The organism is Amnibacterium setariae, from assembly GCF_003581425.1.
GTDB classification, from domain to species: Bacteria; Actinomycetota; Actinomycetes; order Actinomycetales; family Microbacteriaceae; genus Amnibacterium; species Amnibacterium setariae.
The window spans coordinates 488752-515084 of sequence record NZ_QXTG01000002.1; the positions used below are offsets into that span (position 1 = coordinate 488752).

At 74.3% G+C, this 26333-nt stretch carries 25 protein-coding genes; 14 read left to right on the forward strand and 11 right to left on the reverse strand.

Annotated features, from left to right (window positions below):
* Nucleotides 1-150 precede the first annotated feature (150 nt).
* The gene (locus tag D1781_RS10315; protein ID WP_119482221.1) at nucleotides 151-327 is read left to right on the forward strand and encodes a DUF2510 domain-containing protein; all 177 of its coding nucleotides are present in this window, start codon (nucleotides 151-153) and stop codon (nucleotides 325-327) included.
* Nucleotides 328-390: 63 nt separating this feature from the next.
* Nucleotides 391-726: a hypothetical protein gene (locus tag D1781_RS10320; RefSeq protein ID WP_119482222.1), complete on the forward strand. Its 336-nt coding sequence runs from the start codon at nucleotides 391-393 to the stop codon at nucleotides 724-726.
* Nucleotides 727-743: 17 nt separating this feature from the next.
* Here D1781_RS10320 and D1781_RS10325 read toward each other — a convergent pair whose 3' ends face one another.
* Nucleotides 744-1262 carry a universal stress protein gene (locus D1781_RS10325; protein WP_119482223.1) on the reverse strand — a complete coding sequence of 173 codons (519 nt, stop codon included), beginning with the start codon at nucleotides 1260-1262 and terminating at the stop codon, nucleotides 744-746.
* Between the two features lie 238 nt (nucleotides 1263-1500).
* Between D1781_RS10325 and D1781_RS10330 the strand changes: the two genes are divergently transcribed.
* Nucleotides 1501-1989, forward strand: a complete 489-nt coding sequence (locus D1781_RS10330; protein WP_147392072.1) for a hypothetical protein — start codon at nucleotides 1501-1503, stop codon at nucleotides 1987-1989.
* Nucleotides 1990-1996: 7 nt separating this feature from the next.
* Here D1781_RS10330 and D1781_RS10335 read toward each other — a convergent pair whose 3' ends face one another.
* Together D1781_RS10335 and D1781_RS10340 are read right to left on the reverse strand one after the other, a co-directional pair.
* Entirely contained in the window at nucleotides 1997-3343 is a 1347-nt protein-coding gene (locus tag D1781_RS10335; RefSeq protein WP_119482225.1) for a serine/threonine-protein kinase, read from the reverse strand.
* A gap of 34 nt (nucleotides 3344-3377) precedes the next feature.
* The gene (locus tag D1781_RS10340; RefSeq protein ID WP_119482226.1) at nucleotides 3378-4250 is read right to left on the reverse strand and encodes a bacteriorhodopsin; all 873 of its coding nucleotides are present in this window, start codon (nucleotides 4248-4250) and stop codon (nucleotides 3378-3380) included.
* A gap of 87 nt (nucleotides 4251-4337) precedes the next feature.
* Here D1781_RS10340 and D1781_RS10345 point away from each other — a divergent pair, with 87 nt between their 5' ends.
* From D1781_RS10345 to D1781_RS10360, 4 genes are all read left to right on the forward strand, one after another.
* The gene (locus D1781_RS10345; RefSeq protein WP_119482227.1) at nucleotides 4338-5342 is read left to right on the forward strand and encodes an agmatine deiminase family protein; all 1005 of its coding nucleotides are present in this window, start codon (nucleotides 4338-4340) and stop codon (nucleotides 5340-5342) included.
* A gap of 263 nt (nucleotides 5343-5605) precedes the next feature.
* Complete coding sequence (locus D1781_RS10350; protein ID WP_119482228.1) at nucleotides 5606-6031, forward strand: hypothetical protein; 426 nt, start codon at nucleotides 5606-5608, stop codon at nucleotides 6029-6031.
* Entirely contained in the window at nucleotides 6004-7050 is a 1047-nt protein-coding gene (locus tag D1781_RS17570) for an HNH endonuclease signature motif containing protein (RefSeq protein ID WP_158590067.1), read from the forward strand. Before D1781_RS10350 ends, D1781_RS17570 begins: the two co-directional genes overlap by 28 nt.
* Nucleotides 7051-7241: 191 nt before the next feature.
* Nucleotides 7242-8762: a serine/threonine-protein kinase gene (locus tag D1781_RS10360; RefSeq protein ID WP_158590068.1), complete on the forward strand. Its 1521-nt coding sequence runs from the start codon at nucleotides 7242-7244 to the stop codon at nucleotides 8760-8762.
* Nucleotides 8763-8837: 75 nt separating this feature from the next.
* On the opposite strand, the gene D1781_RS10365 is transcribed toward D1781_RS10360, so the two are convergent.
* The 5 genes from D1781_RS10365 to D1781_RS10385 form a co-directional block, all read right to left on the reverse strand.
* Entirely contained in the window at nucleotides 8838-11213 is a 2376-nt protein-coding gene (locus tag D1781_RS10365) for a penicillin-binding protein (protein ID WP_147392073.1), read from the reverse strand.
* A 92-nt stretch (nucleotides 11214-11305) separates the two neighbouring features.
* A complete protein-coding gene (locus D1781_RS10370) occupies nucleotides 11306-12043 on the reverse strand; it encodes a DNA translocase FtsK (protein WP_119482231.1) in 738 nt (245 codons plus the stop codon).
* 247 nt (nucleotides 12044-12290) lie between these two features.
* The gene (locus D1781_RS10375) at nucleotides 12291-12818 is read right to left on the reverse strand and encodes a DNA translocase FtsK (RefSeq protein WP_147392074.1); all 528 of its coding nucleotides are present in this window, start codon (nucleotides 12816-12818) and stop codon (nucleotides 12291-12293) included.
* Nucleotides 12819-12979: 161 nt separating this feature from the next.
* Nucleotides 12980-13378 carry a DUF2256 and DUF3253 domain-containing protein gene (locus D1781_RS10380; protein WP_119482233.1) on the reverse strand — a complete coding sequence of 133 codons (399 nt, stop codon included), beginning with the start codon at nucleotides 13376-13378 and terminating at the stop codon, nucleotides 12980-12982.
* A gap of 1 nt (nucleotide 13379) precedes the next feature.
* Nucleotides 13380-14309 (reverse strand): aldo/keto reductase, encoded by a 930-nt coding sequence (locus tag D1781_RS10385; RefSeq protein WP_119482234.1) that lies wholly within the window; start codon nucleotides 14307-14309, stop codon nucleotides 13380-13382.
* Nucleotides 14310-14344: 35 nt separating this feature from the next.
* On the opposite strand from D1781_RS10385, the gene D1781_RS17345 reads away from it, so the two are divergent.
* Complete coding sequence (locus D1781_RS17345; RefSeq protein WP_158590069.1) at nucleotides 14345-15814, forward strand: CYTH domain-containing protein; 1470 nt, start codon at nucleotides 14345-14347, stop codon at nucleotides 15812-15814.
* 20 nt (nucleotides 15815-15834) lie between these two features.
* Here D1781_RS17345 and D1781_RS10400 read toward each other — a convergent pair whose 3' ends face one another.
* Nucleotides 15835-17214, reverse strand: a complete 1380-nt coding sequence (locus tag D1781_RS10400; protein WP_199706556.1) for an MFS transporter — start codon at nucleotides 17212-17214, stop codon at nucleotides 15835-15837.
* Between the two features lie 238 nt (nucleotides 17215-17452).
* Here D1781_RS10400 and D1781_RS10405 point away from each other — a divergent pair, with 238 nt between their 5' ends.
* Genes D1781_RS10405 through D1781_RS17575 form a run of 5 tightly spaced genes read left to right on the forward strand, consistent with a single transcriptional unit; the run spans nucleotide 17453 to nucleotide 22174 of the window.
* Nucleotides 17453-19408 (forward strand): APC family permease, encoded by a 1956-nt coding sequence (locus D1781_RS10405; RefSeq protein ID WP_119483183.1) that lies wholly within the window; start codon nucleotides 17453-17455, stop codon nucleotides 19406-19408.
* Between the two features lie 55 nt (nucleotides 19409-19463).
* A complete protein-coding gene (locus tag D1781_RS10410) occupies nucleotides 19464-19907 on the forward strand; it encodes an HhH-GDP family DNA glycosylase (RefSeq protein WP_119482235.1) in 444 nt (147 codons plus the stop codon).
* Nucleotides 19908-19954: 47 nt separating this feature from the next.
* On the forward strand, nucleotides 19955-21655 hold the full coding sequence (locus D1781_RS10415) for a RecQ family ATP-dependent DNA helicase (protein WP_119482236.1): 1701 nt from the start codon (nucleotides 19955-19957) through the stop codon (nucleotides 21653-21655).
* A 10-nt stretch (nucleotides 21656-21665) separates the two neighbouring features.
* Complete coding sequence (locus tag D1781_RS10420; RefSeq protein WP_119482237.1) at nucleotides 21666-22031, forward strand: hypothetical protein; 366 nt, start codon at nucleotides 21666-21668, stop codon at nucleotides 22029-22031.
* A complete protein-coding gene (locus D1781_RS17575) occupies nucleotides 22028-22174 on the forward strand; it encodes a hypothetical protein (RefSeq protein WP_158590070.1) in 147 nt (48 codons plus the stop codon). Before D1781_RS10420 ends, D1781_RS17575 begins: the two co-directional genes overlap by 4 nt.
* A 31-nt stretch (nucleotides 22175-22205) precedes the next feature.
* Here the strand turns inward: D1781_RS17575 and D1781_RS10425 are convergent, their stop codons facing one another.
* Complete coding sequence (locus D1781_RS10425; RefSeq protein ID WP_233551261.1) at nucleotides 22206-23867, reverse strand: cation:proton antiporter; 1662 nt, start codon at nucleotides 23865-23867, stop codon at nucleotides 22206-22208.
* Nucleotides 23868-24032: 165 nt separating this feature from the next.
* Between D1781_RS10425 and D1781_RS10430 the strand changes: the two genes are divergently transcribed.
* A complete protein-coding gene (locus D1781_RS10430; RefSeq protein WP_199706558.1) occupies nucleotides 24033-25244 on the forward strand; it encodes a hypothetical protein in 1212 nt (403 codons plus the stop codon).
* 67 nt (nucleotides 25245-25311) lie between these two features.
* On the opposite strand, the gene D1781_RS10435 is transcribed toward D1781_RS10430, so the two are convergent.
* The gene (locus D1781_RS10435) at nucleotides 25312-26277 is read right to left on the reverse strand and encodes a helix-turn-helix domain-containing protein (protein WP_158590071.1); all 966 of its coding nucleotides are present in this window, start codon (nucleotides 26275-26277) and stop codon (nucleotides 25312-25314) included.
* Between the last annotated feature and the right edge of the window lie 56 nt (nucleotides 26278-26333).

Here is a 26333-nt window from a genome sequence, read left to right on the forward strand (position 1 = left end):
GGTCTACCGGGCGCCGCCTCCGAGGCCGCCGAGCCGCGGCCCCCGAAGTGGGGCGTGTCCCCCCGGGGGTAGACCGGGCAGTCTGTCCTCACCCAGATCCACCCGGCTCCTCCCCCAGGGAGCCGCTCCTGACCCGAGGAGATCGTCCCCATGGACACCCCCGTCCTTCCCGCCGGCTGGTACACCGACTCGTCCGACCCCGGCTTCCTCCGCTTCTGGACCGGCTCGGCGTGGTCCTCGCACCGCAAGGCCCGCCCCGGCGTCCCGGCCGCCTACCAGCAGGAGCAGTCCCGCAAGCGCTTCGCGCGCACGCGCCGCATCGCCTGACCGATCCGCGACACGCCCCGGCCGCACCCCGTCGGCCCCCGCACGGGGGTCGACGCTGGTCGCATGCCGGTCGGGAAGCGTCTCGCCGCCGCAGCCCTGCTGGCGGCGGTCCTGCCCCTCAGCGCCTGCGCCCCCGCACCCGGAGGCGGGGGCGAGCGCGAGGCGCGGGTCGTCGTGCGCGTCGCGCCGACCGCCGATCCCCGCGGCTACGAGGTGCACCTCGCCGGCGCCCGCGCCGACTTCCGGACGGCGTTCCGCGTCGAGCGGGGCGAGACCCGGACCGTCGCGGTGCCGGAGGGCTGGGTGACCGTCCGCGTCGCAGGACTCTGCGTGGTGCCGACCGCCGCCACCGGCACGACCACGGTCGAGGTGGCCGCGGACGACTGCCGCGTCGCCTGAGCCGCCCGGGGCCCGACCTACCCGAGGTCCGCGAGCAGCGCCGCGTCGGTCTCCTCGGGCGCGGTCGGCACGACGACGACGGGCCGGTACTGCCGGTGCGCGAGCCGGAGGGCGACCGACCCGGTGAAGACCTGTCGCAGCGCGCCCCGGAACCCGCCGGGCCGCGCGCCGACCACGATCATCAGCGCGTCCTCCTCGTCCGCGACCCGCATCAGCGCGTCGGCCGCGACGCCGACGAGCTCGCGCATGCGCCAGGGCACGCCGCTCGGCGCGATCACGCTGCCGACCTCCGCGAGGCGCTCCTCCGAGAACATCGGCCCGGAGGCCGCGAGGTCCGGGTCGATCGGCGCCGTCAGCAGGGTGCCGTCCGGCAGCTCCTGATACGCGTACCGCGTGGCGTCCGCGGCCACGCACACCAGATCCGCGTCGAAGGAGCGGGCGTAGTCCGCCGCCACCTGCACGACCCAGAGGGGCTGGTCGGGCAGGATCCCGACCACCACCGCGCGTCTCGGGCCGGTCCGCTGCTCGTCCGTCATGTCCCCTCCCGAGCACGGATCCTCCGCCGACTCGCCGTCCGGGTCAAACCCCTCGCGGCGCCCGCGACGCGCCGCCGAGGCTTCCAGCCTCGACGCAGCCCCCTGTGCCAGGGTCGCACTGCGGTGCACGAACCTGGGCACCAGCAGCGACCGGGCCGTGCTGCACCTTCACAGCGCCTCCCGGATCGCTCGGGAACTCGACACACCACGCGGTCCGGCTGAAGGAGACGGCGTTCACTTGTCCATCGAGATGATGGTGCTGCTCCTGATCTGCGCGCTGGCCGTCGCCGGCGCGCTCGCCGGCGTGGTCGCCGTCGCGCGACGGTCGCGCGAGCGCCCGACCCGCATCGAGGCGAACCCGATGAACCCGCGGGTGTCCGCGGAGGTCCACGCGGGCGAGGAGCAGGTGCTCATCCACCTCGCCCGGGCGCTCGGCCTGCCGTCCGACCGCGACGCGGTCGGCTACGGCGAGATCTACATCGCGGGCTCGGCCGGCATGACCATGAAGCTCGCGTCCCGGTCGGAGATCGGCCGCGGGTTCGACGCCGAGGTGCGGGTGCAGCGGACGCGCCGGGCATCCCTCGCCGAGTACTACATCCTCCGGCTGCCGGGCGACGAGACGCTCCACGACCGCATCGTCGGGCTGGACGAGCAGATCGACGGCGCGCTGCGCTCCCTCGACCCGCAGGCGCAGGTGCGCCGCTCCGGGCGGCCCGCCCTCGCCTGAGCCGGCGTCAGAGCTCGCGCGCGAACAGGGCCCGCCGGACCGCGCGCCGCAGGTCGACCTCGTGCCCCACGAGGTTCGCGAGGTCGGCGAGCGTCGCGCCGTCGAGGACGTCGAACTCGCGGGGCAGCGCGTCGAGGACGGCGAGCACGCCGACCCGCTCCCCCGCGCCGTCGAGGATCGGCTGCACGGCCATGGACCGCACGGGCGCGGCGCGCACGGCGCCGGCCGTCCGCGGGTCGCGATGCACGTCGTCGACCGTCCAGCCGTCGCCGCGATCCACCTGCAGCGCCCGCAGCGCGAGCGCGGCCAGGTCCTCGCGGTGCGCCTCGGGCACGAACGCCGCCGCCTCCTCGTTCGGGTCCCCGAGCACGACGAAGGCGGCGGGGGCCCGCAGCAGCCGGGCCGCGATGCCGGTGATGCGGGAGAACTCGCGGTCGGCGGGTGCGGCCGCGATCGTCTCGCGCACCCGCGGCGCCGGCTCGACCGGCGTCACGGGCGGGCTGCCCGCCGCGATCTGCTCGGCGAGGGCCCGCTCGAACTCGGCGCGCGCCTGCTCGAGCGGGATCCGGTCGCCGGGCGACCGCCGCGTCATCCCGGCGAGCACCGAGGCGAGGCGCGCGGGCAGGGAGTCCGGGATCTCGGGGTCGCGGGTCAGCCGGGCGAACGCGGACTCGATCACCGTGCCGGGGTAGGAGACGCGGCCGGTCGCGGCCTGGATGAGCACGAGCCCGAGGGAGTACACGTCGGAGGCGCCGACGAGCACGCCGCCCTCGACCTGCTCCGGGCTGAGGTAGGCGGCCGTGCCGACCGTGAACTCGCCGTCGTCCGCCGCGGCGCCGAGCACCGTCGCGATGCCGAAGTCGGAGAGCTTGCCCCGCAGCCGGCGGTCGCGCTGCCGCGTCGACAGCAGCACGTTGGCGGGCTTGATGTCGCGGTGCAGCCAGCCGCGCTCGTGCACGTACTGCAGCGCGTCGCAGAGGTCGAGCCCGAGGTAGGTCACCTGCATCGGCGTGAGCGCGCCGCTGCGCAGCGCCTGGCCGAGGTCGGGGCCGTCGACCCGCTCCATCACGAGGTAGATGTGGGGCTGGTCCGGGTCGCTGTCGTCGACCCCCGCGTCGAACAGCGTGACGAGGGCGTGGTGGGAGAGCCCCGCGAGGGTCTGCGCCTCGTGCTGCTGCTCGCGGAGCACCCGCGCGGAGTCGGTCGGCGCGGTGAACACCTTGATCGCCACGGGGCGGTTCAGCAGGTCGTCGTGGGCCGCGTAGACGACGGCGGTGCCGCCCCGGCCGATCACGTGCTCGACCCGGTACCGCTCCGGGAGCACGACCCGCGCGCCGCCGGACTCCGGCGGCATGCCGCTCACCGAGCGGGCCCGGCGGGCGGAGCGGTCACGGCTGGAATGGTAGCGGGCGCGACGCGCCCTCCGACTGGCGCAGCTGCTCGATCCAGATGCTCTCGGGGTGGACGTCGTCGCGGGCGAGCACGTCGGCCGCGGTCCGCATGCGCGCGACGCGGAGCACCAGCAGGCCGAAGACGACCTTCGAGACGATGTCGGCGGCGGAGAGCAGCAGGTGCTCGGTGACCGTGACCGCGCCGCCCGAGGCGATGCCCTGCAGGCCGTAGACGACCGGGTAGACGAACCAGGTGACGAGCAGCACGAGCATCGCGGAGGTCATGGGCGCCCGCGCCGCGGCCGGCAGCACCGGCAGCGAGCGGAGCACCGTCCAGATGATCACGCCGTAGACGACCACGAAGCAGATCGACGAGGCGACGCCGAGCCAGAGCAGCGCCGTGAAGTCGCTGCCGCCGCCGACGACGACCGCGCCGAGGAAGCCGAGCGCGATCATGAGGAACGCCGCTGCGCCGCCGATGCGCTTGGCCCACGCCGCGGTGGCGCCCGCGAGCGCGGAGACGGCGACGACCTCGACGACGAGCAGCGGCACGCTGACCGACCAGTCGATGTAGCGCGCCGTCCACGTGCCGATCGTCTCGCCGGTCGGCACCCACATCCCGCCGCGGCGGGCGTAGCCCTCGTGCAGCTCGAAGGCGAGCAGCAGGTAGGAGAGGAACGCCACGGAGCACACGGCGACGCTTGCGTGCACGGCGGGGCGGTACCGGTCCCCCACCTCCCGCCGGGCGGACCACATGCGGGTCAGCATCGCCACCAGGCAGAACGCCGCGACCGCGACGCCGTACTCGATCAGCGCGTGCTGCCCGTCCGTGAGCACGACGGTCCAGGGCGGCGCGACGCTGGAAGTCATCCGAGCAGACTCTCACGGGTTCCGAGGCTTCTCCTGCGAGACCGCCCCGGTCTCGGGCAGGATCGAGCCGTGCGAGGCAGGTGGACCATGCCGGCGGAGACCGCGGCGCAGGAGCGGATCTGGATGGCGTTCCCACGGCCGAACGCGACGTTCGGGACCGGGGAGGCGGAGTCCGCGGCCTGGGCCGCGGTGGCGAACGCGGTCGCCGCGTTCGAGCCGGTGACGATGCTCGTCGACCCGGTCGCCCGCGCCGCCGCCGAGCGCCTGCTCGACGGCGCGATCGAGCTGCGGGAGACGCCGCTCGACGACGCCTGGCTGCGTGACTCGGGGCCCACCTTCGTGCTGGACGAGGCGGGCGCGCTCGGCGCGGTCGACTGGACCTTCAACGGCTGGGGCGACCACGACTGGTCCGAGTGGGGCCGGGACCGGTTCGTCGGCGCGACGGTCGGCGAGGCGGCGAGCGCCGAGGTGCTGCCGTCGCTGCTCGTCAACGAGGGCGGCGGCATCCACGTCGACGGCGAGGGCACCGTGCTGCTCACCGAGACGGTGCAGCTCGACCCCCGCCGGAACCCGTACGCCGACCGCGCCCGGGTCGAGGCCGAGCTCGCCCGCACCATCGGCGCGACGCACGCGGTCTGGCTGCCGCGCGGCCTGACCCGCGACTACGAGCGATACGGCACGACCGGCCACGTCGACATCTGCGCCACCATCCCGTCGCCCGGGCGCGTGCTGCTGCACGACCAGCGCGACCCCGGCCACCCGGACCACGCCGTGTCCGCCCTGCTGCGGGAGGTGCTCGAGCAGGCGGTCGACGCCGCCGGGCGGTCCTTCGAGATCGTGCCCCTGCCGGCGCCGGAGACGCTCCGCGACGACGAGGGCTTCGTGGACTGGTCGTACGTCAACCACGTGGTGGTGAACGACGGGGTGATCGCCTGCGGCTTCGGCGAGGAGCGCGCCGACGCGGTCGCCCGCGACGTGCTCGCGGAGGCGTACCCCGGGCGCCGCGTGGTCACCGTCGACGCCCGCGCGATCTTCGCGTGCGGCGGCGGCATCCACTGCATCACGCAGCAGCAGCCGGCCTCCCGCGCCTGACCCCGCCGCCCTTTTCTCCCGACAGCCTCGAGACCACCCCGCGGGTCCGGGATGGTTTCGGCACGGGCGCGGAGCGCCCGGCTCAACCATCGTGTCCCGCTGATCGAGGTGCGAAGGCAGCGAGCCTCGAGACCACCCGCCCGCGCCGTCCGACCGCGCCCCACATCGCTGGTCGAGGTGCGAGCGCAACGAGCCTCGAGACCATCCCGAGCCTCTCCCATCGCCCGGGTCCGCTGTCGGACCCCTCCTCTACATTCGGAGACGTGTTCGAGGACGTCCCTGACGGCGAGACCTCCCGGGTGTGGACCCGCGAGGAGGCCGACGCGTGGGACGCGCTCGCCGAGGACGACCGCCGCGCGCAGCTGCCGCCGGACGAGCGGTACCGGGAGCAGTTCGGCCCCCACGCGGTCCCGGACAAGGCCTGGCTCGCCGCCGCGCTCACCGAGGACGCCGCCGTCTACACGCAGGACCTCGCCGTGCAGGCCGACCGGATGCGCATCCTCGCCGACGCCCACCGCATCGCCGCCCTGCTCACCGCCTACGAACGGTCCCTCATCGACCTCGCACACCGCTTCGGTGCCGCCTACGGCACCCGAGCGGGCTCGGTGCGCAGGCGTTCTTCCGCTCCTTCGGCCTCCAGACCGGCGCACATCCCGCCGCCGTGGCGGGCGAAGTCGACGCCGGCCTGATCCTCCGCGACCGCCTCCCGCTCACCTGGAGGGCGTTCCAAGCCGGCCAGGCGTCCTGGAACCGGATGCGGACCGTCGTCCGCGAAGCCGAGGGGCTCGACGCGGAGCACTGGGCGGCGTACGACGCGGTCGCCGCGGTGAAGGTCGTCTCCTCCACGCGGCTGAGGGACGACCTCCGAAAGGCGCGGGCGCGGCTCGATGACGAGGCCGCCGCGAAGCGCGCCCGCACCACGCACGAGCGCCGCCGCACGAGCCTCGAGCTCGGCCACGACGGCGGCGTCGCGTTCGTCGCGGAAGGGCTCGCCGCCGACTGGGTGCCGATCAACGACGCGCTGCACAGGGCGGCCGTCGGCGCGCACGGCGTCGAGGGTGAGACCCGCGGCGTCGCCCAGCTCCGCCACGACATCGCCCTCGACATCCTCCGCAACGGCCTCCAGTCGCCCGCCACGGACGGAGCGCTCGTACCCCAGCGCAAGCCCGTGCAGGTCCAGCTGATCCTGACGGTGCCCGCGCTCGCTTGGCTCGGGAAGACGAAGGAGCAGGCGCAGCTCACCGGCTACGGCCCGATCGACCTCGAGACCGCGAAGGCCCTCGCCGGGACCGCGACCTCGTTCATCCGCGTGCTGACCGACCCCATCACCGGAGTCCGCCTGACGATGGACCGCAAGGTCTACGCGCCGCCGGCCGACCTCGCTCGCTGGGTGAAGATCCGCGACGGACGGTCCCGGTTCCCCAGCTCGACGACCGCGCCGCACCTGGCCGACATCGACCACGCCCGGGAATGGCAGCACGGCGGCACCACCGACGCCGCCAACCTCGTCACCCTCGGCCGCACCGACCACAACCTGAAATCAGCAGGCCTCTTCACCGAGGGCTCGGTCGAGGACGACGGCACCGTCGGCTGGAACGAGGCCTGGGGCCACCACTTCGAGGACCCGCCGAACGACCCCCTCGACCCCGCACCGCCCGATCTCCTCCCACCGCCGGGCCCCGCCGACGACGGCTCCTGCCCCTTCTGAGCCGCACAGTCGTTCCGCATCAGGCGTCGGGCCGACACGCCGCTCGTTTTCCACTCTTCCGGCGAGCGGGACGGACCTGGAAGAACTCCCGCGCCACGCCGAGAAGCAGCCGATCCGTGACCGTCAACGGCTGACGGCACGCCCCCAGGCACGGAAGAATGGAATCGTGCCCGCCCAGCCCGCCTTCGCGCATGCCTGAGCGCGATCCAGGTCCGGGCGACGTCCTCGCCGGCCGCTACGAGATCCAGACCGAGCTCGGCAAGGGCGGCATGGCGACCGTCTTCAGCGGTCTCGACCGCCGCCTGCAGCGCCGGGTCGCCATCAAGGTCTTCCGGGGCGGCTTCTCCGAGGCCGTCGACCCGAAGCGCACGACCCAGGAGATGCGGCTGCTCGCGGCCGTGAACCACCCGTCGGTGGTCTCGGTGCTCGACGCCTCCAACGGCGACGGCGTCTTCGGGGCCTTCCTCGTCATGGAGCTCGTCGTCGGCGACGACCTCGGCGCCCTGCTGCACCGCGCCCGCGGCCCGCTCGCGGCCGACTTCGCCCGTCGCATCGTCGCGGACGTCGCGGGCGCCCTCGCCGTGCTGCACGCGCAGGGCGTCGTGCACCGCGACGTGAAGCCGGCGAACATCCTCGTGCCGACCGCCGCGGCCGCGTCGACCACGACCGTCTCCGCGAAGCTCACCGACTTCGGGATCGCGCAGCTCGTCGACGGCGCGCGGCTCACCGGTCCGGAGTCGATCCTCGGCACCGCCGCGTACCTGAGCCCGGAGCAGGTCCGCGGCGCCGCCCCGCGCCCCGCGAGCGACATCTACTCGCTCGGCCTCGTGCTGCTGGAGGCGCTCACCGGCAAGCGGGCCTTCCCCGGGCCCGCCGCGGAGGCCGCGATGGCGCGGCTCCAGCGCCCGCCGGCCCTGCCCGAGGACGCCTCCCCCGCCCTCGCCGACCTGCTGTCGCGGATGACCGCGCTCGACCCGGAGCACCGCCCGTCGGCGTCGGACGTCGCCGCCTCCCTCCGGGAGCTGCTCGTCGGCCGCGTCACCGCCCCCGAGGCGGCGCAGACGGCGCCGACGCCCGTCGCGGGCCTCGTCCCGTCGCCGCTGCCGCCGCGCCCCGCCGACGCGACCCTGCCGCAGGAGCCGTTCTTCACGCCGAGCCGCGGCATGCCGCTCTCCGGCCCGGTCCCGGTCACGGCCGCCACCGCTGCGAAGGCGCGCACCCGACGGAAGTTCCCGACCGTGCTCGCCGTCTCCGCGGCCGCGCTGGCCGCCGCCGTCACCGGCGTCGCGGTGACCGCGGCGACGACCGTGAACGCGCCGGCGCAGGGCCGGCAGGACACCGCCGTCACCGCACCGGCCAAGCCCGGGAAGCCGCAGCAGCCGGCAGGGCAGGCCGCGGTCGGCGACGCCGCGGACGTCGGCGCCGCGGTGACGAAGCCCAGGCCGACCCGGACCACCCCGACGCCGAAGCCGACCGCGACGACGTCGACCCCGACGCCCACCGCGGGCGCGACGACCCCGCCGCCCGCCACGGGCGGCACGCCCACCCCGAGCGCGCCGCAGGGCGGCACGACGGCACCGTCGCAGCCGGATCCGGAGCCGACCGCGCCGGTCGCGACCGACCCCGGCTCGACCGGCAGCAGCAGCACCCCGACGGACGCGGACACGCCGCCGACCATCGACGTGCCGCTCGTGGACGTCTCCGCCGCCTGAGCGGCACCCGTCACGACGACGCGAGCCGCGCCCCCGACGGGGACGCGGCTCGCGTCATGACGGGCGGCAGGCGGATCAGCCGCTGCCGTCGGAGGACTGGATCGTCACCTGCGAGCCCGCGGGCAGCTGCGACCCCGCGGCGGGCGAGGTCTGCGCCACCGTCCCCGCCGGCTGCGAGGAGCCGACCGTGCCGTTCAGGGCCCACGTGTAGCCGGCGGCGACGAGCGCCTGCTCGGCCGCCTCGAGCGGCTGGCCGGTCACGTCCGGCACCGAGCCGGTCTGCGTGGAGGGCGTCGCCGGCGTGGCGTCAGCGGCCGGTGCGCCGCCGTAGAGGTACTGCGGCAGCGGCGCGGTCCAGCTCGTCGCGCCGCCGTAGTCCTTGTTCACCGCCGTCTGGATGTCCTTCCAGACGCAGTGCCTCGCGACCGCGGCAGTGCCGTTCCCGCTGACGTAGCACGGCGTGGTGTCGGGGAACTGCGTGAGGCGCAGGCTCTGCAGCGAGGAGCCCTTCTTCGTGCCGTTGTTCCCGACCCACACCGATGTCGCGACCTTCGACGTCGTGCCGGTCATCCACGTGTCGTAGGCGTTGTCGGTGGTGCCCGTCTTGCCGAACTCGTAGAGCCCGTCCGCGGTGTTGTCGCCGCTCGCGGTGCCGCCCTGGAACACGCCGCGCAGCGCGTAGACCGCGGCGTCCGCGACCTCCGGCGTCACGACCTGCTTGCACTCGGTCTTCGGCGCCGCCAGCTCCGAGCCGTCCGGCTTCACGACCTTGTCGATCGCGATCGGGCTGCAGTAGTCCCCGTGGTTCGCGATGCCCGCATACGCCGCGGCGATCGAGACGGGCGAGACGGTGTAGGAGCCGCCGATGATGAACGAGGCGTAGCCGGTCGGATCGCTGTTGCCTCGGATGGGCACCACCCCGAAGTCGTCCGCGAGCTTCTTGATGTCGCAGAGGTCGAGCTGCTGAGCCATCCGCACGAAGGTGCCGTTGATCGACTGCTTGGTGCCCTCGAGCACGGTCTGGTAGCCGCCCTCGTTCTCGGTGTCGTTGGAGAAGGGGTAGGGCGGGCCCTTGTACGGAGCGCCGCAGGCGGTGAAGTCGCCGACCGTGCCCGGGTTCGAGTCCACCGTCGTGTTCAACGTGCGCCCCGACTTCAACCACTGCAGCAGGGTGAAGACCTTGAACGTCGAACCCGGCTGCCAGCCGCCGCTGCGACCCAGGTCGTAGTCCGCGGTGTAGTTGATCGAGGAGCTCGTGCCGCCCTTGGTGTAGCTGAAGTCCTTGTTGGTGACCATCGTCAGGATGCGCCCGGTGCCCACCTCGACGGAGACCGCGGCGCCGCCGATGTTGTACGTCGCGACGGACTTCGGCACGTACGTCGACATGGCCTGCTTGGCCTTCTTCTCGGCGGCGAGGTCGAGCGTCGTGTAGATCTTCCAGCCCGACCGCTCGATGTTCGCCTGCCGGGCCTGCGGCGTCGCGCCGAACGCCTTGTCCTCGAGGACCGTCCGGTAGACGTAGTCGCAGAAGAACCCGGCGACGCCGGCGGCCTCGCACCCGGTCTTCGTCGGCGTGATCTTCGGCTCGATGGGCGTCGCGACGGCCTCGTCGTACTGCGCCTTCGTGATGAGCCGGTTCTTCAGCTCCACGCCGAGGATGTAGTCGCGCCGCTCCTTGTTGCGGGCGTAGTTGTCCTTCACGTCGAGCCGCAGGTACGTCGGGTTGTTCACGGTCGCCATGAGGCTCGCGGCCTGCGCGACGGTGAGCTTCTCCGCGGTCGTGTCGAAGTAGTACTCGGCCGCCGACTCGATGCCGTAGACGCGGCCGCCGAAGCCCGCGATGTTCAGGTACCCGAGCAGGATCTGGTCCTTCGAGTACGTCTTCTCGAGCGCGATCGCGTAGCGGGCCTCGCGCAGCTTGCGGCCGACCGAGGGGTCCGTGCAGACGTCGTAGGCGGCCGTGACCTCCTTCTGCGTCGCCTTGTTCTCGGCCTCCTGCACGCAGACGTTCTTCACGTACTGCTGCGTGATGGTCGAGGCGCCCTGCAGGTCCTTGCCCGCGAGGTTCGCGACCGTCGCGCGCACGATGCCCACCGGGTCGACGCCGCCGTGGTCGTAGTAGCGCACGTCCTCGCCCGCGATGGCCGCGTTCTTCGCGATCTGGTTGATCTGCTTCCAGGTCACGACCTGGCGGTTCTGCGCGTAGAAGGACGCGAGCAGGACCTCCTTGTCGCCGTCCTTCGCGTAGATCTCGGTCTTCTGGTCGAGCGCCGCGATCTTCAGGTCGCTGGGGAGGTCCTCGAAGAGCGAGATGCCGTTCTTCGCGGTCGTGCCGGTCAGCGCGATGGCGGGCGTGACCGCCACCGCGACCATGACGCCGGCGATGACCGCGATGGCCAGCATGCCGAAGAAGGCGGAGACGGCCGATCCGGTTCGAGAGCGGGAAGGCACCGGGCGATCGTACGGAGCGCTCGGGTCACCGCCGCCCCTGACAGGCGGTCGAGGCGGTTCCGATGGGGACTTCACAGGGAGGCGCCGCCGGGTCACGCGTCCGCGAGGAGGCGCTCCACCTCGGGCAGGCGGTCCTTCGGCATGAGCACCTGGCGGGGCAGCGAACCGGTCGCGGGGCCGACGAAGTGGCGCTCCTCGAGGTCCGACAGCAGGCGCCGAGCGCGGGAGTACGGCAGGTCGAGGTCGCGCTGGAGGCGGGCCGCGGAGGCGTACTGGGTCGATACGACGAGGCGCGCGGCGCGCGCGAAGTCGCGGTAGTCGTCGCCGAGCTCGGCCTTCAGGTGCTCGAGATCCGTCCGCACCGGGTCGTCCGCGACGACCTCGCGGGCCTCGGCGACGTCCGGGTCCTCGTCGGAGGTGAAGTAGACGAGCTGGGGCCGCACCTCGAGCGCGGGCGCCGACTCGACCTCCGCGACCGCGGTGCGCGGTCGGGCGGCGACCGCGGTCGCGGGTCGCGTCCGGGCCTCGTCGACCGGGGCCTCGGCGACCGCGGGCTCGAGCGCGTCGTCGTGCCCCTCCACGAGGACGGCCGCGGGCTGCAGCACGCGGGTCATGCCGAGCTGCGCCTCCAGGTCCTCGTCGACCGCCTGCGCCCCCGCCGAGCGCTGCATCCGGGCGCCGACGGCGACGACGGCCGCCGTGCCGAGCGCCACGCCCACGGCGACGCCGGCCGGCCAGAACAGGTACAGCACCACCGCGGTCACGGCGACGGCGATCAGCAGCACGACCGCGGCGGCGGCGGGACGGACGGTGGACAGCGCTGAGGGCATGGGTGTTCCTCGGGTCGGGCGCACCATTCACGACGAGCGACGGTGCGGTCACGTCCCACGCTCGGGAAGGGGCGACGTCTTCGGCATGGGGAGGACGACGGGGCCCGTCGTCACATCGCTGTCATTCTCCCCGAACCGACCCCGGTCCGACCCGGTTCTCGGAGCCTTCTCGCAGATCCCTCGGCGCGTCGTTACCGACTCGATATCGATCTGCCCGGGAACCTGCGGGCCGGCCCCGCAGCGCCTCTCAGAGCCGCATGAGGCGGTCGAGCTCGGCCGCGCGGTCGCGCGCCAGCCGGACCACGCGGGCGCGGTTCCCGCGCGACGGACCGACGAAGCCCTCGCGCTCGAGCTGGCCGAGGATGTGCTGCGCGGCGCCGGTGCTGATCCCCAGCTCGCGCTGCAGCCCGGCGACGGACGCCCACTGCGCCTCCGTCACGAGGAGCGCGGCGCGGCGGAACAGGGCCCAGTCGTCGCCGAGGCGCACGCGGAGGCGGCGGAACTCCGCGCGGAGCTCCTCCTCGTCCTCGAGCGCGCCGAGGCCGTCGACCGAGTCGTCGAACATGGCGACCTGCATCGCCCTGCCGATCCGGAAGACGACGAAGCCGCCGCCGACGAGGCCCAGCACGACGCCGATCGGCCACCACGCCCAGAAGCCCACGAGGATCGCGACGAACGCGGCGGTGCCGGCCAGCACGGTCCGGCGCAGCCGGGTCTCGTCCTGCTCGTCCAGCGCCGGCGCGAGCGCGCTCGGCTCCTCCGTCACGACCGTCATGTGCGTCCCCCTGTCGATGCTGCGGGAGCGCCGCGTCCGCGGTCCCGCCTCGTCGACGAGCATGCCGAGCGGCGCGGGATCGGACGCGCAGGGACGTGCCCCCAGAGCGGGGCGGACCATTCCCGCCGAGGACGGGCGGGCCGGGAGGGCGGGGAGGCCCGTCAGCGGACGCGGCGGATCCGGATCGGCCCCTTCGCCGTCGACGGGTCGACGACGGAGCCGTGCTGGAGGATCTCGACCTCGCCCCGCGCCACCAGGCGCCGGGCGGCGCGGCGCACCGGCTCCATCAGCGGCCGCCAGTCCTCGGGCTCGGCGGCCTCGGCGCGCGCGACGTCGGAGGGGCAGATCGTCGCGGTCGCCGCTCGCGTCTCGAGCAGCGCGAGGATGCGCCGCTCGAGCGCCTCGTCGGCCGCCGTCACCCCGGCGCGGCGGCAGGCGTCGCTGCAGTACCGGACCTGCTCCCAGTCCCGCGCCCACTTCGCGCGCCACTCGATGCGCCGGCCGCAGACGGCGCAGGTCTTCTCCGCGGGCGGCGCGTCGACCGATCGGTTCCTGCCCATGTCAGCCGGAGACGGGCTCCGTGGCCGCGGAGAGCTGCGCGACGTCCTCGGGCGTCAGCCGCACGCGGCCCGCCTCGAGGAGGTCGCCGAGCTGCTCGGGGGTCCGGGCGCTGGCGATCGGCGCCGCCACGGTCCGCTGCGCGGCGAGCCACGCGAGCGCCACGGCGGTCACGGACACGCCGTGGTCGGCGGCGACGTCGTCGAGCACGTCCAGCAGGTCGACGTTCCGCGGGTTCTCCAGGTAGCCCCCGGCCTTGCCGGCGCGGGCGGACTCGGTGGTCGTGCCGGGCCGGTACTTGCCGGTGAGGAACCCGCTCGCGAGCGACGAGTACGGGATCTCGGCGACGTCCAACTCCTCGAGCGTCGGGACCAGGTCGACCTCCATGCCGCGCTCCACGAGGCTCCACTGGTCCTGCGCGACCGTGAAGGGCGTCAGCCCCTCGGCCTGCGCGATCGCGGCGGCCGAGCGGAGGCGGGCCGGGGCGAAGTTCGAGGCGCCGATCTCGCGCACCTTGCCGGCGCGGACGAGGCGGTCGAAGGCTGCCAGCGTCTCCTCCTGCGGCACGCCCTCGTCGTCGCGGTGCGCGAAGTAGAGGTCGATCCGGTCCGTCTGCAGCCGCCGCAGCGAGTCCTCGACCGCGGCCTCGATGTTCGCGGCGGAGAGGCCCTTGCGGGTCGCGAGCGACGCGACCTTCGTCGCGATCACGACGTCGTCCCGGCGCCCGCGGGAGGCGAGCCACTCGCCGATGATCGTCTCCGACTCGCCGCCGGCGTTGCCGGGGATCCAGGCGACGTAGACGTCGGCGGTGTCGATCGCCCTGCCGCCCCCGTCGACGAAGGCGTCGAGGACGCGGAAGCCCTCCTCCTTGTCGACGGTCCAGCCGAAGACGTTGCCCCCGAGCACCACGGGGCCGAAATCCAGTGCGGTCACAGTGCCGATTCTCGTCGGCGGGCAGGATTGGTCCTGTGAGTGTCACGAGTGCGGTCGAGATCGAGCGGAAGTACGCCGTGCCGGACGGCGCCGCCCTCCCGGACCTCGGCGCCGCGGGCGCGGTCGCCGCGCACCCCGCGGTGCTGCTCGAGGCCCTGTACGTCGACACCGCCGATCGGGCGCTGCTGCGCGCCGGGATCGCCGTGCGGCGCAGGCGGGGCGGCCACGACGAGGGCTGGCACGTGAAGCTCCGGAGCGCGGCCGGCCGTGTCGAGCTGCACGCGCCGATCGATCCGGCCGACCCGGACGCGCTGCCTGCCGCGTTCGCGCGGGCGCTGCGCTCCCGGCAGCGCGGCCGCGCGCTCGAGCCCCTCGCCCGCATCCGGACGGAGCGGCACGCGGTGGTCGTCTCGGACGCCGACGGCGCCGCCGTGGAGGTGGTCGACGACCACGTCACCGCCGTGGACGTCGCCGCGGGCGTCGAGCGCTCCTGGCGCGAGTGGGAGGCCGAGCAGGCCGACGACTCCCCCGCCTGCGCGGCCCTGCTCGACCGCGTGGACGAGGCGCTGCTCGGCGCCGGGGCGACCCCCTCGTCGAGCCCCGCGAAGATCGCGCAGGCGCTCGGCCAGGAGGGCGAGCGCCCCGCGCCCGAGCCGCCCGCGACGGCCGGTGCGGTCCTGGCCGCCCGGATGGCGGTCCACGTCGAGGGGCTGCACCGCGCGGCGCTGCACCTCGCCCTCGAGCCCGATCCGGAGGGCGCCGCCGTGCACGGGCTGCGGAAGACGATCCGGCGCGCGCGGTCGCTGCTCGCGCTGCAGGAGGTCGCGGGGCCCGCCGGGCGGGAGCTGAGCGGACGGCTCCGCGAGATCGGCCTCCTGCTCGGCGACGCCCGCGACCCGCGCGTCGCCGCAGCGGTCGCCGCCGACCTGCTCGACGCCGTCGACCCGGCGAGCCCGGGGCTGGCCGAGGCGCGCGAGCGCCTCGTCACCCGCCCCCGGACGGCGCTGCAGGGCCTGACCGCGGAGGTCGTCGACGCGCTCGGCGCCGCGGAGGTGCTCGCCGTGGTCGACGCCCTCGAGCGGTTCACGCCCGACGGCACGGACGCGGCGGCGCCGCCGGAGCGGCTGCGGGCGCTCGCGAAGGACGCGGTCCGGCGCGCCCGGCGTCGCGCCGCCGCGGGGATGGACGGCGGCACGGACGACCTGCACCGGGCGCGCAAGGCCGCGAAGCGGGCGCGCTACGTCGTCGAGGAGCTCGCCGCAGCGGGGCTGGTCGGCAGCGGATCGGGGCTCGTGAAGGCCGGCCGCCGAGCCGAGCGCGTGCACGACGCGCTCGGCGAGCACCGGGACCTCGCCCTCCTGCTGGCCCGGCTGCCCGCGGAGTCGGTCGCGCTCACCGCGGACGGCGGGAACGCCTTCGCGCTCGGCCGGCTGGCGGAGAACGGGGAGCGCGAACTCGCCCTCCGGCTCCGCCGCGCGCAGCGGGCGGTCCGCCGGCTCGGCTGACCGGGCTCGGCCGACCGGGCTCAGGCGCGCGCTGCGCCGTCGCGGATGCCCGCGAACGACACCGCGCCGCCGATCACGAGCAGCACCGCCACCACGACGGCCGCACGCTCGAACCCGCCCTGCGCGACGGCACCGCCGAGGATCAGGCCCGAGCACGCGGTGGTGACGAGGCCGGCGACGCGGGCGACCGCGTTGTTCACCGCGGAGCCGATGCCGGACTCGGCCTCCGGCACCGCCCCGAGGACGGCGGAGGTGAGCGGCGCGACGGTCATGGCGAGCCCGAGCCCCACGACGACCGTGCCGGCCGCGACGAGCACGACCGGCGCCGTCCCGAGCCCGGTCAGCAGCCACAGCAGCGCGCCGACGGCGCACACGAGCGGGCCGGCGGTCATGAACCGGCGCGGCCCGAGGCGGCCGGACAGCGCGCCGAACCGGCTCGAGAGCAGGATCATCAGGATCGTCGACGGCAGGCTCACCAGGGCCGCCGCGGTCGCGGGCAGCCGCAGCACCTGCTGCAGGTAGAGCGCCGGGACGAGCGACGCCAGCCCGAGGGCGCCGTAGACGAAGAGCGTGGCGAGGTTGCCGGCGCTGAAGTTCCGCTCGGCGAACAGCCGCTGCGGCACGAGCGGGTGGCGCGCCCGGCTGTCCTGGAGCACGAAGCCGGCGAGCACGACGAGGCCGGCCGCGATGAGGGCGATCGCCGCGCCGATCGGCAGCACCGCGTGCGAGGCGCCGCCCACCTCGATCAGCCCGACGGTGAGCAGGCCGAGGCCGGCCGCCGCGAGCGCCGCGGACGGCAGGTCGATGCGCCCGGTCGCCTCCTGCTGCGGGTCGTCGCGGACGCGGCCGAGCAGCACCATCGCGGCGGCCGCGGGCAGGAGGCCGATCACGAACACGCTGCGCCAGCCCAGCGCGTCGACGAGCAGGCCGCCGACCACGGGGCCGAACAGGCTCGACACGCTCGTCCAGCCGGTCCACGACCCGATCGCGCGCGCCTGAGCCGGGCCGGAGAACACGGCGATGATCAGGCCGAGCGAGCCCGGCACCAGCAGCGCGCCGGCGACGCCCTGCAGCAGCCGGGCCGCGACGAGCACGCCCGCGGTCGGCGCCAGCGCGCAGAGCACGGAGGTCGCGGCGAACGCGACGAGCGCGATCCGCAGCACCTTCAGCCGCCCGAAGCGGTCCGACACCGCGCCCGACAGCAGGATGAAGGCGGAGAGGGTCAGCAGGTAGCCGTCGACCACCCACTCCTGCGTCACGACGCCGCCGCCGAGGTCCCGCCCGATCGAGGGCAGCGCGATGTTCGTGATCGAGCCGTCGAGGAACGAGACGAACGACGCGAGCACCGCCGCGGCGAGCATCCGGCGGGGCACGCCGGGCGCCTGCAGGTCGGTGGTCATCGGCTCAGTATCGGGGTCGCCGCGACGCGCCGCACGGCCCCGGACGCGACGGGGGCGGGCGAGGGCGCCGCGCCGATCTACACTTGCGGCCGGTCCGCGACACGCGGGGTCGTACGGAGAAGGACGGATGAGCGAGCAGAGCCCGAGCTCCGCACCCGAACCCCGCGATCGGCTGGACAGCGGCGCGATCGATCTGGAGGCGTGGGCGGCCGGCAAGGACGGCCTCCCGGACCAGCGCATGGTCCCGGACGCCTGCACGCCGCAGCGGCGGCGGCGCCGCGGCCGGTTCGGCCGGTGGGCGCTCGACGGCGCGGAGGCGGCCGGGTCGCACCAGGGCCCGCACGGCCGCGCGGAGCAGACGCACTCCTGGCTGCGCGTCATGTGCCTCACCGGCGTCGACTACTTCTCGAGCCTCGGCTACCAGCCCGCGATCGCGGCGATCGCCGCCGGCTTCGTCTCGCCGATCGCGACGCTCGTGCTCGTCGCGCTCACGCTGTTCGGCGCGCTGCCGGTCTACCGGCGCGTCGCGAGCGAGAGCTTCCGCGGCGAGGGCTCGATCGCGATGCTCGAGCGCCTGCTGCCCTGGTGGGCGGGCAAGCTGTTCGTGCTGGTCCTGCTCGGCTTCGCCGGCACGGCGTTCATCATCACGATCACGCTGTCCTCCGCCGACGCGGCGGCGCACGCGGTCGAGAACCCGCTCATGCCCGCGGCGCTGCACGGCGCGAACCTGCCGATCACGCTGCTGCTCATCGTGCTGCTCGGCGCCGTGTTCCTCCGCGGCTTCCAGGAGGCGATCGGCATCGCCGTCGTCCTCGTGGCCGTCTACCTGGCGCTGAACGCCGTCGTCATCGTCAACTCCTTCGTGCTCATCGCGGCGCACCCGGAGCTGGTCGGGGACTGGTCCGCGGCGATGCTGGCGCAGGGCCGCGGCAGCTGGCTCGGCGTGGTCGTCGTGGCCCTCTTCGTCTTCCCGCAGCTCGCGCTCGGCCTCTCCGGCTTCGAGACCGGCGTCACCGTCATCCCGCAGATCAGCGGCGCGGGCGACCAGCCGGGGCAGAAGCCGCTGCGGCGCATCGCCGGCGCGAAGAAGCTGCTCACCACCGCCGCCATCACGATGAGCGTCTTCCTGCTGACGTCGAGCTTCGTCACGACGCTGCTGATCCCCCAGCGCGCGTTCGAGCCGGGCGGCGAGGCGAACGGGCGCGCGCTCGCCTACCTGGCGCACGAGCACCTCGGCGCGGTCTTCGGCACCGTCTACGACGTCGCCACCATCGCGATCCTGTGGTTCGCGGGCGCCTCCGCCATGGCCGGCCTGCTCAACATCGTGCCGCGCTACCTGCCCCGCTACGGGATGGCGCCGACCTGGGCGCGCGCGGTCCGGCCGCTCGTGATCGTCTTCACCCTGCTCGCCGTGCTCGTCACCTTCGTCTTCAACGCGTCGGTGGACGAGCAGAACGGCGCCTACGCGACCGGCGTCCTCGCGCTCATCAGCTCCGCCGCCGTCGCGGTGACCCTGTCCGCGCGCCGCAAGCGGCAGTGGAAGCGGATGGTCGGCTTCGGCTTCGTCGCCCTCGTGCTGCTCTACACGCTCGTCGTCAACGTGGTCGAGCGGCCCGACGGCATCCGCATCGCCCTGCTCTTCGTGCTCGGGATCGTCGTCGTCTCGCTGCTGTCGCGGGTGCGGCGCTCGTTCGAGATCCGTGCGACCAGCGTCACGTTCGACGACACGGCGCTCGAGTTCCTGCGCGAGGCGGAGGACTTCGGCGAGGTCCACCTCGTCGCGAACGAGCCCGGAGCCCGCGACCGGCTCGAGTACACGATCAAGGCGAAGGAGGAGCGGCGCGACAGCAACATCCCCGGCCGCGCCTCGATCATCTTCCTCGAGGTCGAGAAGACCGACTCCTCCGACTTCGAGGAGGACCTCGTCGTGCGGGGCATCGTCCGGCACGGCTTCCGCGTGCTCGAGGTCGCCTCCGGGAACGTGCCGAACACGATCGCGACCGTGCTGCTGCAGATCCGCAACCTCACCGGCGTCGTGCCCCACGTCTACTTCGAGTGGACGGAGGGGAACCCGATCTCCAACCTCGTCCGCTTCCTCGTCTCCGGCGAGGGCGAGGTCGCGCCCGTCACCCGCGAGGTGCTCCGCGAGACCGAGCCGGACGTCCGCCGCCGGCCGATGGTGCACGTCTCCTAGCGCTTCCCCGCGCTCACCTCCGGTGCTCCCAGCCGCGATCCGGGAGGCTCCCGGCATGGCGGAGCGGAACAACCTCGGGCCGGCGGACCTCGGCGTCGACGTGGCACGGAGCCCCGAGCAGCGGTACCGCTGGTTCCTCGCGTCGGTGCTCTTCGGCCGGCGCATCCGGCAGGAGCAGGCGGCCCGCACGTACCGGGTGCTGATCGAGCACGGGCTGACCAGCCCGGAGCGCTTCGCCGACCTCGACCGCGACGCGCTGCGGCGCCTCCTCGACGAGGGCGGCTACGACCGCTTCGACTGGCTCATGACGGACGAGCTGCACGAGGTGATGGCCGGGGTCGCGCGCGACTGGGGCTCGGTGAACCGCCTCGTGACCTCCAGCGCCGACCGCCGGGAGGCGCACGACCGGCTCGTCGCGTACAAGGGCGTCGGCGAGGTCACGGCCCGGATCTTCCTCGACGACGTGCCCGCCGACCTCTACGGCACAGCCCCCCGTTGACTGCGAGCCCGCCTCCTCCCAGGCGCGCGCCTGCTTGGATCCTCCGGATGAGCATCACGGAGACCGCGATCGAGGACACGGGCGACGAGGGGGTGTCGGAGGCGCGGGCGGCGGAGATCGCCGCCGCCGCGAAGGACGTCTTCGGCTGGGACCCGCTGCGGCCCGGCATCGGGCGGGCGGTGGCCTCGGTGCTCCACGGCCGCGACGTCCTCGGCGTCATGCCGACCGGGTACGGCAAGTCGGCCGTCTACCAGCTCGCCGGAGCGCTGAAGCCGGGCCTCGTCGTCGTGGTCTCCCCGCTGATCGCGCTGCAGGCCGACCAGGTCGCCTCGCTGCGGGACCGGCCCGGCGCGCGCCCCGCAGCGCTCGTGAACTCGACGATCGGCGAGCGCGCGATCGAGGAGGCGTGGGCCGGCGTCGCGGACGGCTCCCTCGGCTACCTGTTCGTGGCGCCCGAGCGGTTCGCCGACGACGCCGTCGTCGAGCGGCTGGCCGCGGCCGACGTCGGGCTCTTCGTCGTCGACGAGGCCCACTGCGTCTCGAGCTGGGGCCACGACTTCCGGCCCGACTACCTGCGCCTCGGCGAGGTCGCGGAGCGCATCGGGCGGCCGCCGGTCCTGGCCCTGACCGCGACCGGGTCCCGGCCCGTGCGGGAGGAGATCCTCCAGCGCCTCGGGATGCCGCACGCCCGCGTGCTCACCCACGGCTTCGACCGGCCGAACATCCACCTCGGGGTCCGGCGGCACGAGGACGAGGACGCGAAGGTCGCGGCGGTGCTCGACGACGTCGTGGAGCTCGCGAAGCCGGGCCTGCTCTACGTCGCGACCCGCAAGGGCACCGAGGTGTTCGCCGAGCGCCTCCAGGAGCGCGGGGTGCAGGCGGAGGCCTACCACGGCGGCCTCCCCGCCAAGCGGCGGCGGGAGCTGTCGGCGGCGTTCCACGAGGGCGGCATCGACGTCGTCGTCGCGACGAGCGCGTTCGGCATGGGCATCGACAAGGGCGACGTGCGGTTCGTGGTCCACGCGGCGATCCCGGAATCGCTCGACGCCTACTACCAGGAGGTCGGCCGCGCCGGGCGCGACGGGGAGCCCTCCGCCGCGAAGCTGCACTACCGCGAGGCGGACCTGGGGCTGCGGAAGTTCTTCGGCGCCACCGCGCCGAAGCGCAAGGAGCTCGAGCGGACCGCCGCGGCGGCCGCGGAGCACGCCGACCTCAAGGAGCTCGCGGACGAGCTCGACGTCAGCACGCGTCGCGCGACCTCGCTCGCGAACCTGCTCGCCGACGCGGGCGTCGCCGAGCTCGACGGCGGCCGCGTCGTCGTCACCGAGGAGGACAGCGCGGCGGCGGCGGCCGCCGCGCTCGAGGCCGCGGAGAGCCGCCAGCGCATCGACGAGTCCCGGCTCGCGATGATGCGCGAGTACGCGGAGACCCGCGCCTGCCGCCGGCAGTTCGTGCTCGGCTACTTCGGCGACGGCGGCGCCGGCCCCTGCGGCAACTGCGACACCTGCGAGAGCGGCTCGGCCTACCGGATCGCCGACGAGCAGGACGTGGCCGCCGACGCCGACGTGCCCTTCCCCGTGGACTCCGCCGTGCGGCACGCGCAGTGGGGCGACGGCCGGGTCATGAAGGTCGAGGAGGACCGGATCACCGTGTTCTTCGAGTCCGAGGGCTACCGCACGCTGTCGCTCGCGGCGATCGAGGAGCACGACCTGCTCGCTCGCACCGACTCCTCAGACGCCGCCGCCTAGCGTCGGCCCCATGAGCGACCCCGAGAACGACGAAGCGGCCGGCATCGGCGCGGCCGATCCCATCACCGGCGTCGCCGCCGGCGGCGACGACCTGGCGAGCGACACGCGCCTCCCCGACTCCGGCACGGAGGACGGCGACGCGGAGGAGGAGTCGGACGCGGGCGAGGCCGCCGACTACGCCCGCGGCGACTGGGCCACGATCCAGGCCGAGTCGAACTCCGTCACGACGAACGACGCGGTCGCCGGCGAGACGGTCTACGCGGGCGAGGGCGACGGCAACGACGGCCCGACCGGCGGCGCGCCCGCCGAGACGCGGCCGGACGAGCCGGACAACGCGATCGACCCCGACTCCATCGAGCTGGACGACGAGCGATGAGCGACCCGCGCGCCGAGGAGCAGGCCCTCACGGGGATGCTGCCGAACGGCTCCTTCGGGGCCGAGCCGAACGACCCGAGCACCGGCGAGGGCGACGACGCCCCGACCGAGGACATCCAGCGCGAGGACGAGCCGGACGACTGACCGGCCCGTCCCGCTCTGAAGCCCGCCCGGCTCAGCCCTCGCGGCGGAGCCGGGCGAGCTTCAGGGGCGGCTTCACCGGCGCGTGGTCCCGGCGGTACGAGCGCTTCATGGCCGTCTCGATCGAGTCGAAGTCGCCGAGCACCGCGTCGATGACGCTGTCCTCGTAGCGGCCCTCCCGCTGCGCCCCCAGCACGGCCGTGCGCTCGCTGTCGAGCATCAGCAGCCTGAGGCGCGCGTAGGCGTCGGGCTGCGAGATCAGACCCTGCTCGTCCGTCGTGCCGATCATGACGCGGTACTCCGCGCTGCGGCGCAGGCTCGCGACGAGCTCCTCCGGGTCGTCCTCCGTCGCCTCGTTCTCGAGCCGCTGGATCGCCGCGGTCTGCGCCTCGGCGATCAGCGTCCGGATCTGCATCCGGTCCTGCTCGGGGTTCGGCAGCGGCAGCCGGAGCAGCGACACGAGCGGGCCGACCGCGAGCCCCTGCAGCAGGCTCAGCACCACGATCACGAACGCGGCGAGCTGCAGGAAGCCGACCGCGGGCGTCGGGTGTGCCCCGTCGAGCGGCAGCAGGAACACGGCGGCGAGCGTGACGACGCCGCGCACGCCGGCGAAGGAGATCAGGAACGCGGTCTTCCAGTCCCAGCGCCGCTCGCGCAGCCGCTCCGGACCGAAGCGGTACAGCAGCGTCGCCGCGAACACCCAGGCGAAGCGCGCGAGGACCATGGCGACGTAGATGCCCGCGATGATCAGGACGCCCTGCCAGAACGCGATCGTGGTCCGCGCGGCCATCTCCACGATGCCCTTCAGCTGCAGGCCGATGAGCAGGAAGACGCCGTTCTCGAGCACGAAGTTGACCGTGCGCCAGTTGATGCGCTCCGCGATCCGCGACTCCGCGGACTGGAACGACGGCGCGCGGTAGCCGAGCCAGATGCCGGTCAGGACGACGGCGAGGAAGCCGGAGCCGCCGATCGCCGCGGCCGGGATGTAGGCGACGTAGGGCGTCGCGAGCGAGAGCGAGGTGTCGAGCACCGGCGCCTTCAGCTTCCGACGGACGCGGACGACCGCCCAGGCGACGACGATCCCGAGCGCGATCCCGCCGATCACGGCCCGGCCGAAGTCCCAGAAGACGTTGCCGAAGCCGTCCTCCGGTGCCCGGATCGCGGCGATCGCCGTGTTCAGGGAGACGAGGGCGGTCGCGTCGTTCAGCAGCCCCTCCCCCTCGAGGAGCGCCGCGAGCCGTCGCGGCATCCGCCCCGTGCCGGCGAGCGCGTTGACGCTCACCGCGTCGGTCGGCGCGAGGATCGCGCCGAACGCGAGCCCGACCGCGAGCGTGACGCCGGCGACCGCGGTGCCGAGCAGCCAGGTCGTGACCAGGCCGACGACGAGCACGGAGAAGAGCACCAGGCCGACGGAGAGCAGCAGGATCGAGTCGCCCCGGGCCCGGACCTCGAGGTAGGGGGTCTGCAGCGCCGCCGCGAAGAGCAGCGCGGGCAGCACGATGAACAGCACGACGTCGGGCTTCAGCTCCACGTCGGGCACGAACGGCAGGAACGAGGCCCCGACGCCGACGGCCACGAGGACCAGCGGCGCGGACCAGCCGACCTTCCTCGACAGCCCGGTGACGGTGACCACGAGCAGCAGGCCGCCCACCACCCAGGCGATGGCCTCGAGGAACTGCAGGTCCGCCGCTTCCACGTTCTCAGCCTATTCGTGGCCCCCGTTGGGGTCGGCACGCGGCATCGCGTGCACCCGGGCCCGAATGGTTCGTGCAGCCCGCTTCCGACGGCTCCGGCCCTGTTCCTACGCTCCTGCCGCGGCTTCGGGGGAAGTCGCGGACCGATCTTCTGGGGGAAGACCGCAATGCACTCGAACTGGATCCGCACCGCCACGGGCGTGTGCGCCGCCGCCGCGATCGTCGCCGGCGCCGGCATCGTCTTCGCACCCGCGGCGAACGCGGCGACGACGGGCGACGACCCGACCGTCTCGCCGAACGGCCTCGTCGGCGGCGTGGTCGGGACCGTCGGCGGCACCGTCGGCGTCGTGACGCAGACCGTCGGCAGCACCGTCGGCGGGACCACCGGGGTCGTCACGGGCGTCCTGGCCCCGACCACGGGGACGTCGTCGCCCATCAGCGTGACCGGCAGCGGCTCGGGCGGCGTCGCGGTCGGCGTCGGCGGCACGACCGTGAGCATCGGCGCGGGCGGCGGCTCGGTCGGGGTCGGCGTGACCGGCTCCGGCGGCTCCGGCGTCGGCGTGGTCCTGGGCGGCACGCCGGGCACGACGACCGTCGGCGGCACCGTCACGACGCCGACCACGCCGCCGTCGACCGGCACGACCGACTCCGCGGGCGGCACGCCCTCGACCGGCACCCCGTCCACCGGCGCGCCGTCCGGCTCGGGCACCGGCGCCACCCCGGCTCCCTCGACGCCGATCGTGCTCACCGCGCTCGCCGTCACGCCCTCGCTCGACACGGTCTACCCGGCGAAGGACGGCTACCGCGACAGCGTCGCCTTCCGCCTCGCCGGCACCGTCAGCGACGGGCAGCAGCACGCCGCGAACGGCGTCGCCACCCTGACGTTCGGCTCGAGCACCGTCGCGACCTGGGCCGTCCGGGCGACGAACGACGTCATCACCTGGAACGGGCTGAAGGGCGGCAAGGTCGTCCCCGGCCGCTACGTCTTCACGGCGCGCATCGGCGACGGCACCACCAGCGTCGCGGGCAGCACGACCGTCGTCGTCTCCCCGAAGCGGCTCGCCGCGGCCACGCACGTGGTGACGACGAAGGCGGTCTCCGGGAAGCACAAGATGGCCGCGAAGCCGCTCGCCGGCCTCTCGAAGGGCAAGGTCACCCTCCGCGTCGTCGCGAAGGCGAAGGGCATCAAGGGCAAGCAGTACCTCGTCTTCAGCCACGGCAAGAAGAAGATCAAGGTCCTCATCCGCAACGGGAAGCACACCTCGAAGGCCGTGACGATCCCGAAGTCCTTCACCACCTACACGGTCTCGCACACGTGGAAGAAGGGCGTGAAGATCACGGGCCTGAAGTACCGCTACTCGTTCAAGGCGCTCAAGTAGCCCGGGAGGGGCAAGCACGAGGGGCCGGTCGCATCGCGACCGGCCCCTCGTGCACGTCCCGACGCGGTCAGGCGGTCTCCTCGTCCTCCGCGTCGCCGGACGAGCGCAGCGGCACCGGCGCCCGGCCCTCGCTCGCGCGCTCCGCGTACTCGGCGATCGTCATGCCGTACCGCGCCTTGAACGCGCGCGTCAGCTGGTCCCGGGCGGCGAAGCCGCTGCGCTCCGCGAGCGCCCCGATGCGCGGGAACCGGCGGTCGCTCTGCAGCTGCGCCGCGACCATGTCGAGCCGCCGCTCGCGGATGTGCCGGGCGACCGAGGCGCCGTCCACGTTGAACACGTGGTGCACCCAGCGCAGGCTGATGCCGAACGCGGCCGCGATCGACTGCGGCCCGAGGTCCGGGTCGCCGAGGTGGCGCTCGATGTGGTCGAGGATCTGGCTGCGCAGGTCGTGCTCCGCGGCCTCCGGCACGCTGTCCTCGAGCGCCGCGACCGCGAGCGCCCGCACGGCGCGGGCGGCCGGCGACGCGGGGCCGCCCAGCACCGGGTCGAGCACCTGCTCGACGAGCGAGGTGAGACCCGCCGTCACGCGGGTCGCGGGCACCTGGCCGATCGTGCTCGCGGTGGCGGCCCGGATCTCCTGCGGCAGGAACGCGCCCGGCACCGCGACGCGCAGCAGGCGGGTCGGCTCCGGCACGGCGAAGCGGACGGCGTCGGTGGACGAGACGAGGTGGAGCGAGCCGCCCCGGGCGTCGATCGCACGGCCCTCGGACCAGTAGCGGAACGAGCCCTCGACGACCGTGACGAGGAACACCGTGGGCGCGGTCGGACCGGTCGCCCCTGGTCGCTGCGCGCCCGAGATCGGGGACGTCGTCCACTCGCCGAGCTGCACGCCGTCGACGACGACGCTCCGCCAGGTTGCCCGGAACCGCTTCACGTCCGGCACGGCGAACCGTCCCTGGGCCGCGAAGCGGTCGAATCCGGCCGGGCCGTCCCACTCCCGCGTGGGCACGTCGATCTCCGCGCTGGTCCGCATCGCTGTTCGGTTCCTCCTGCTGCCGTGCTGTCCCTGACAGGGTGTTCGGCGCGCGC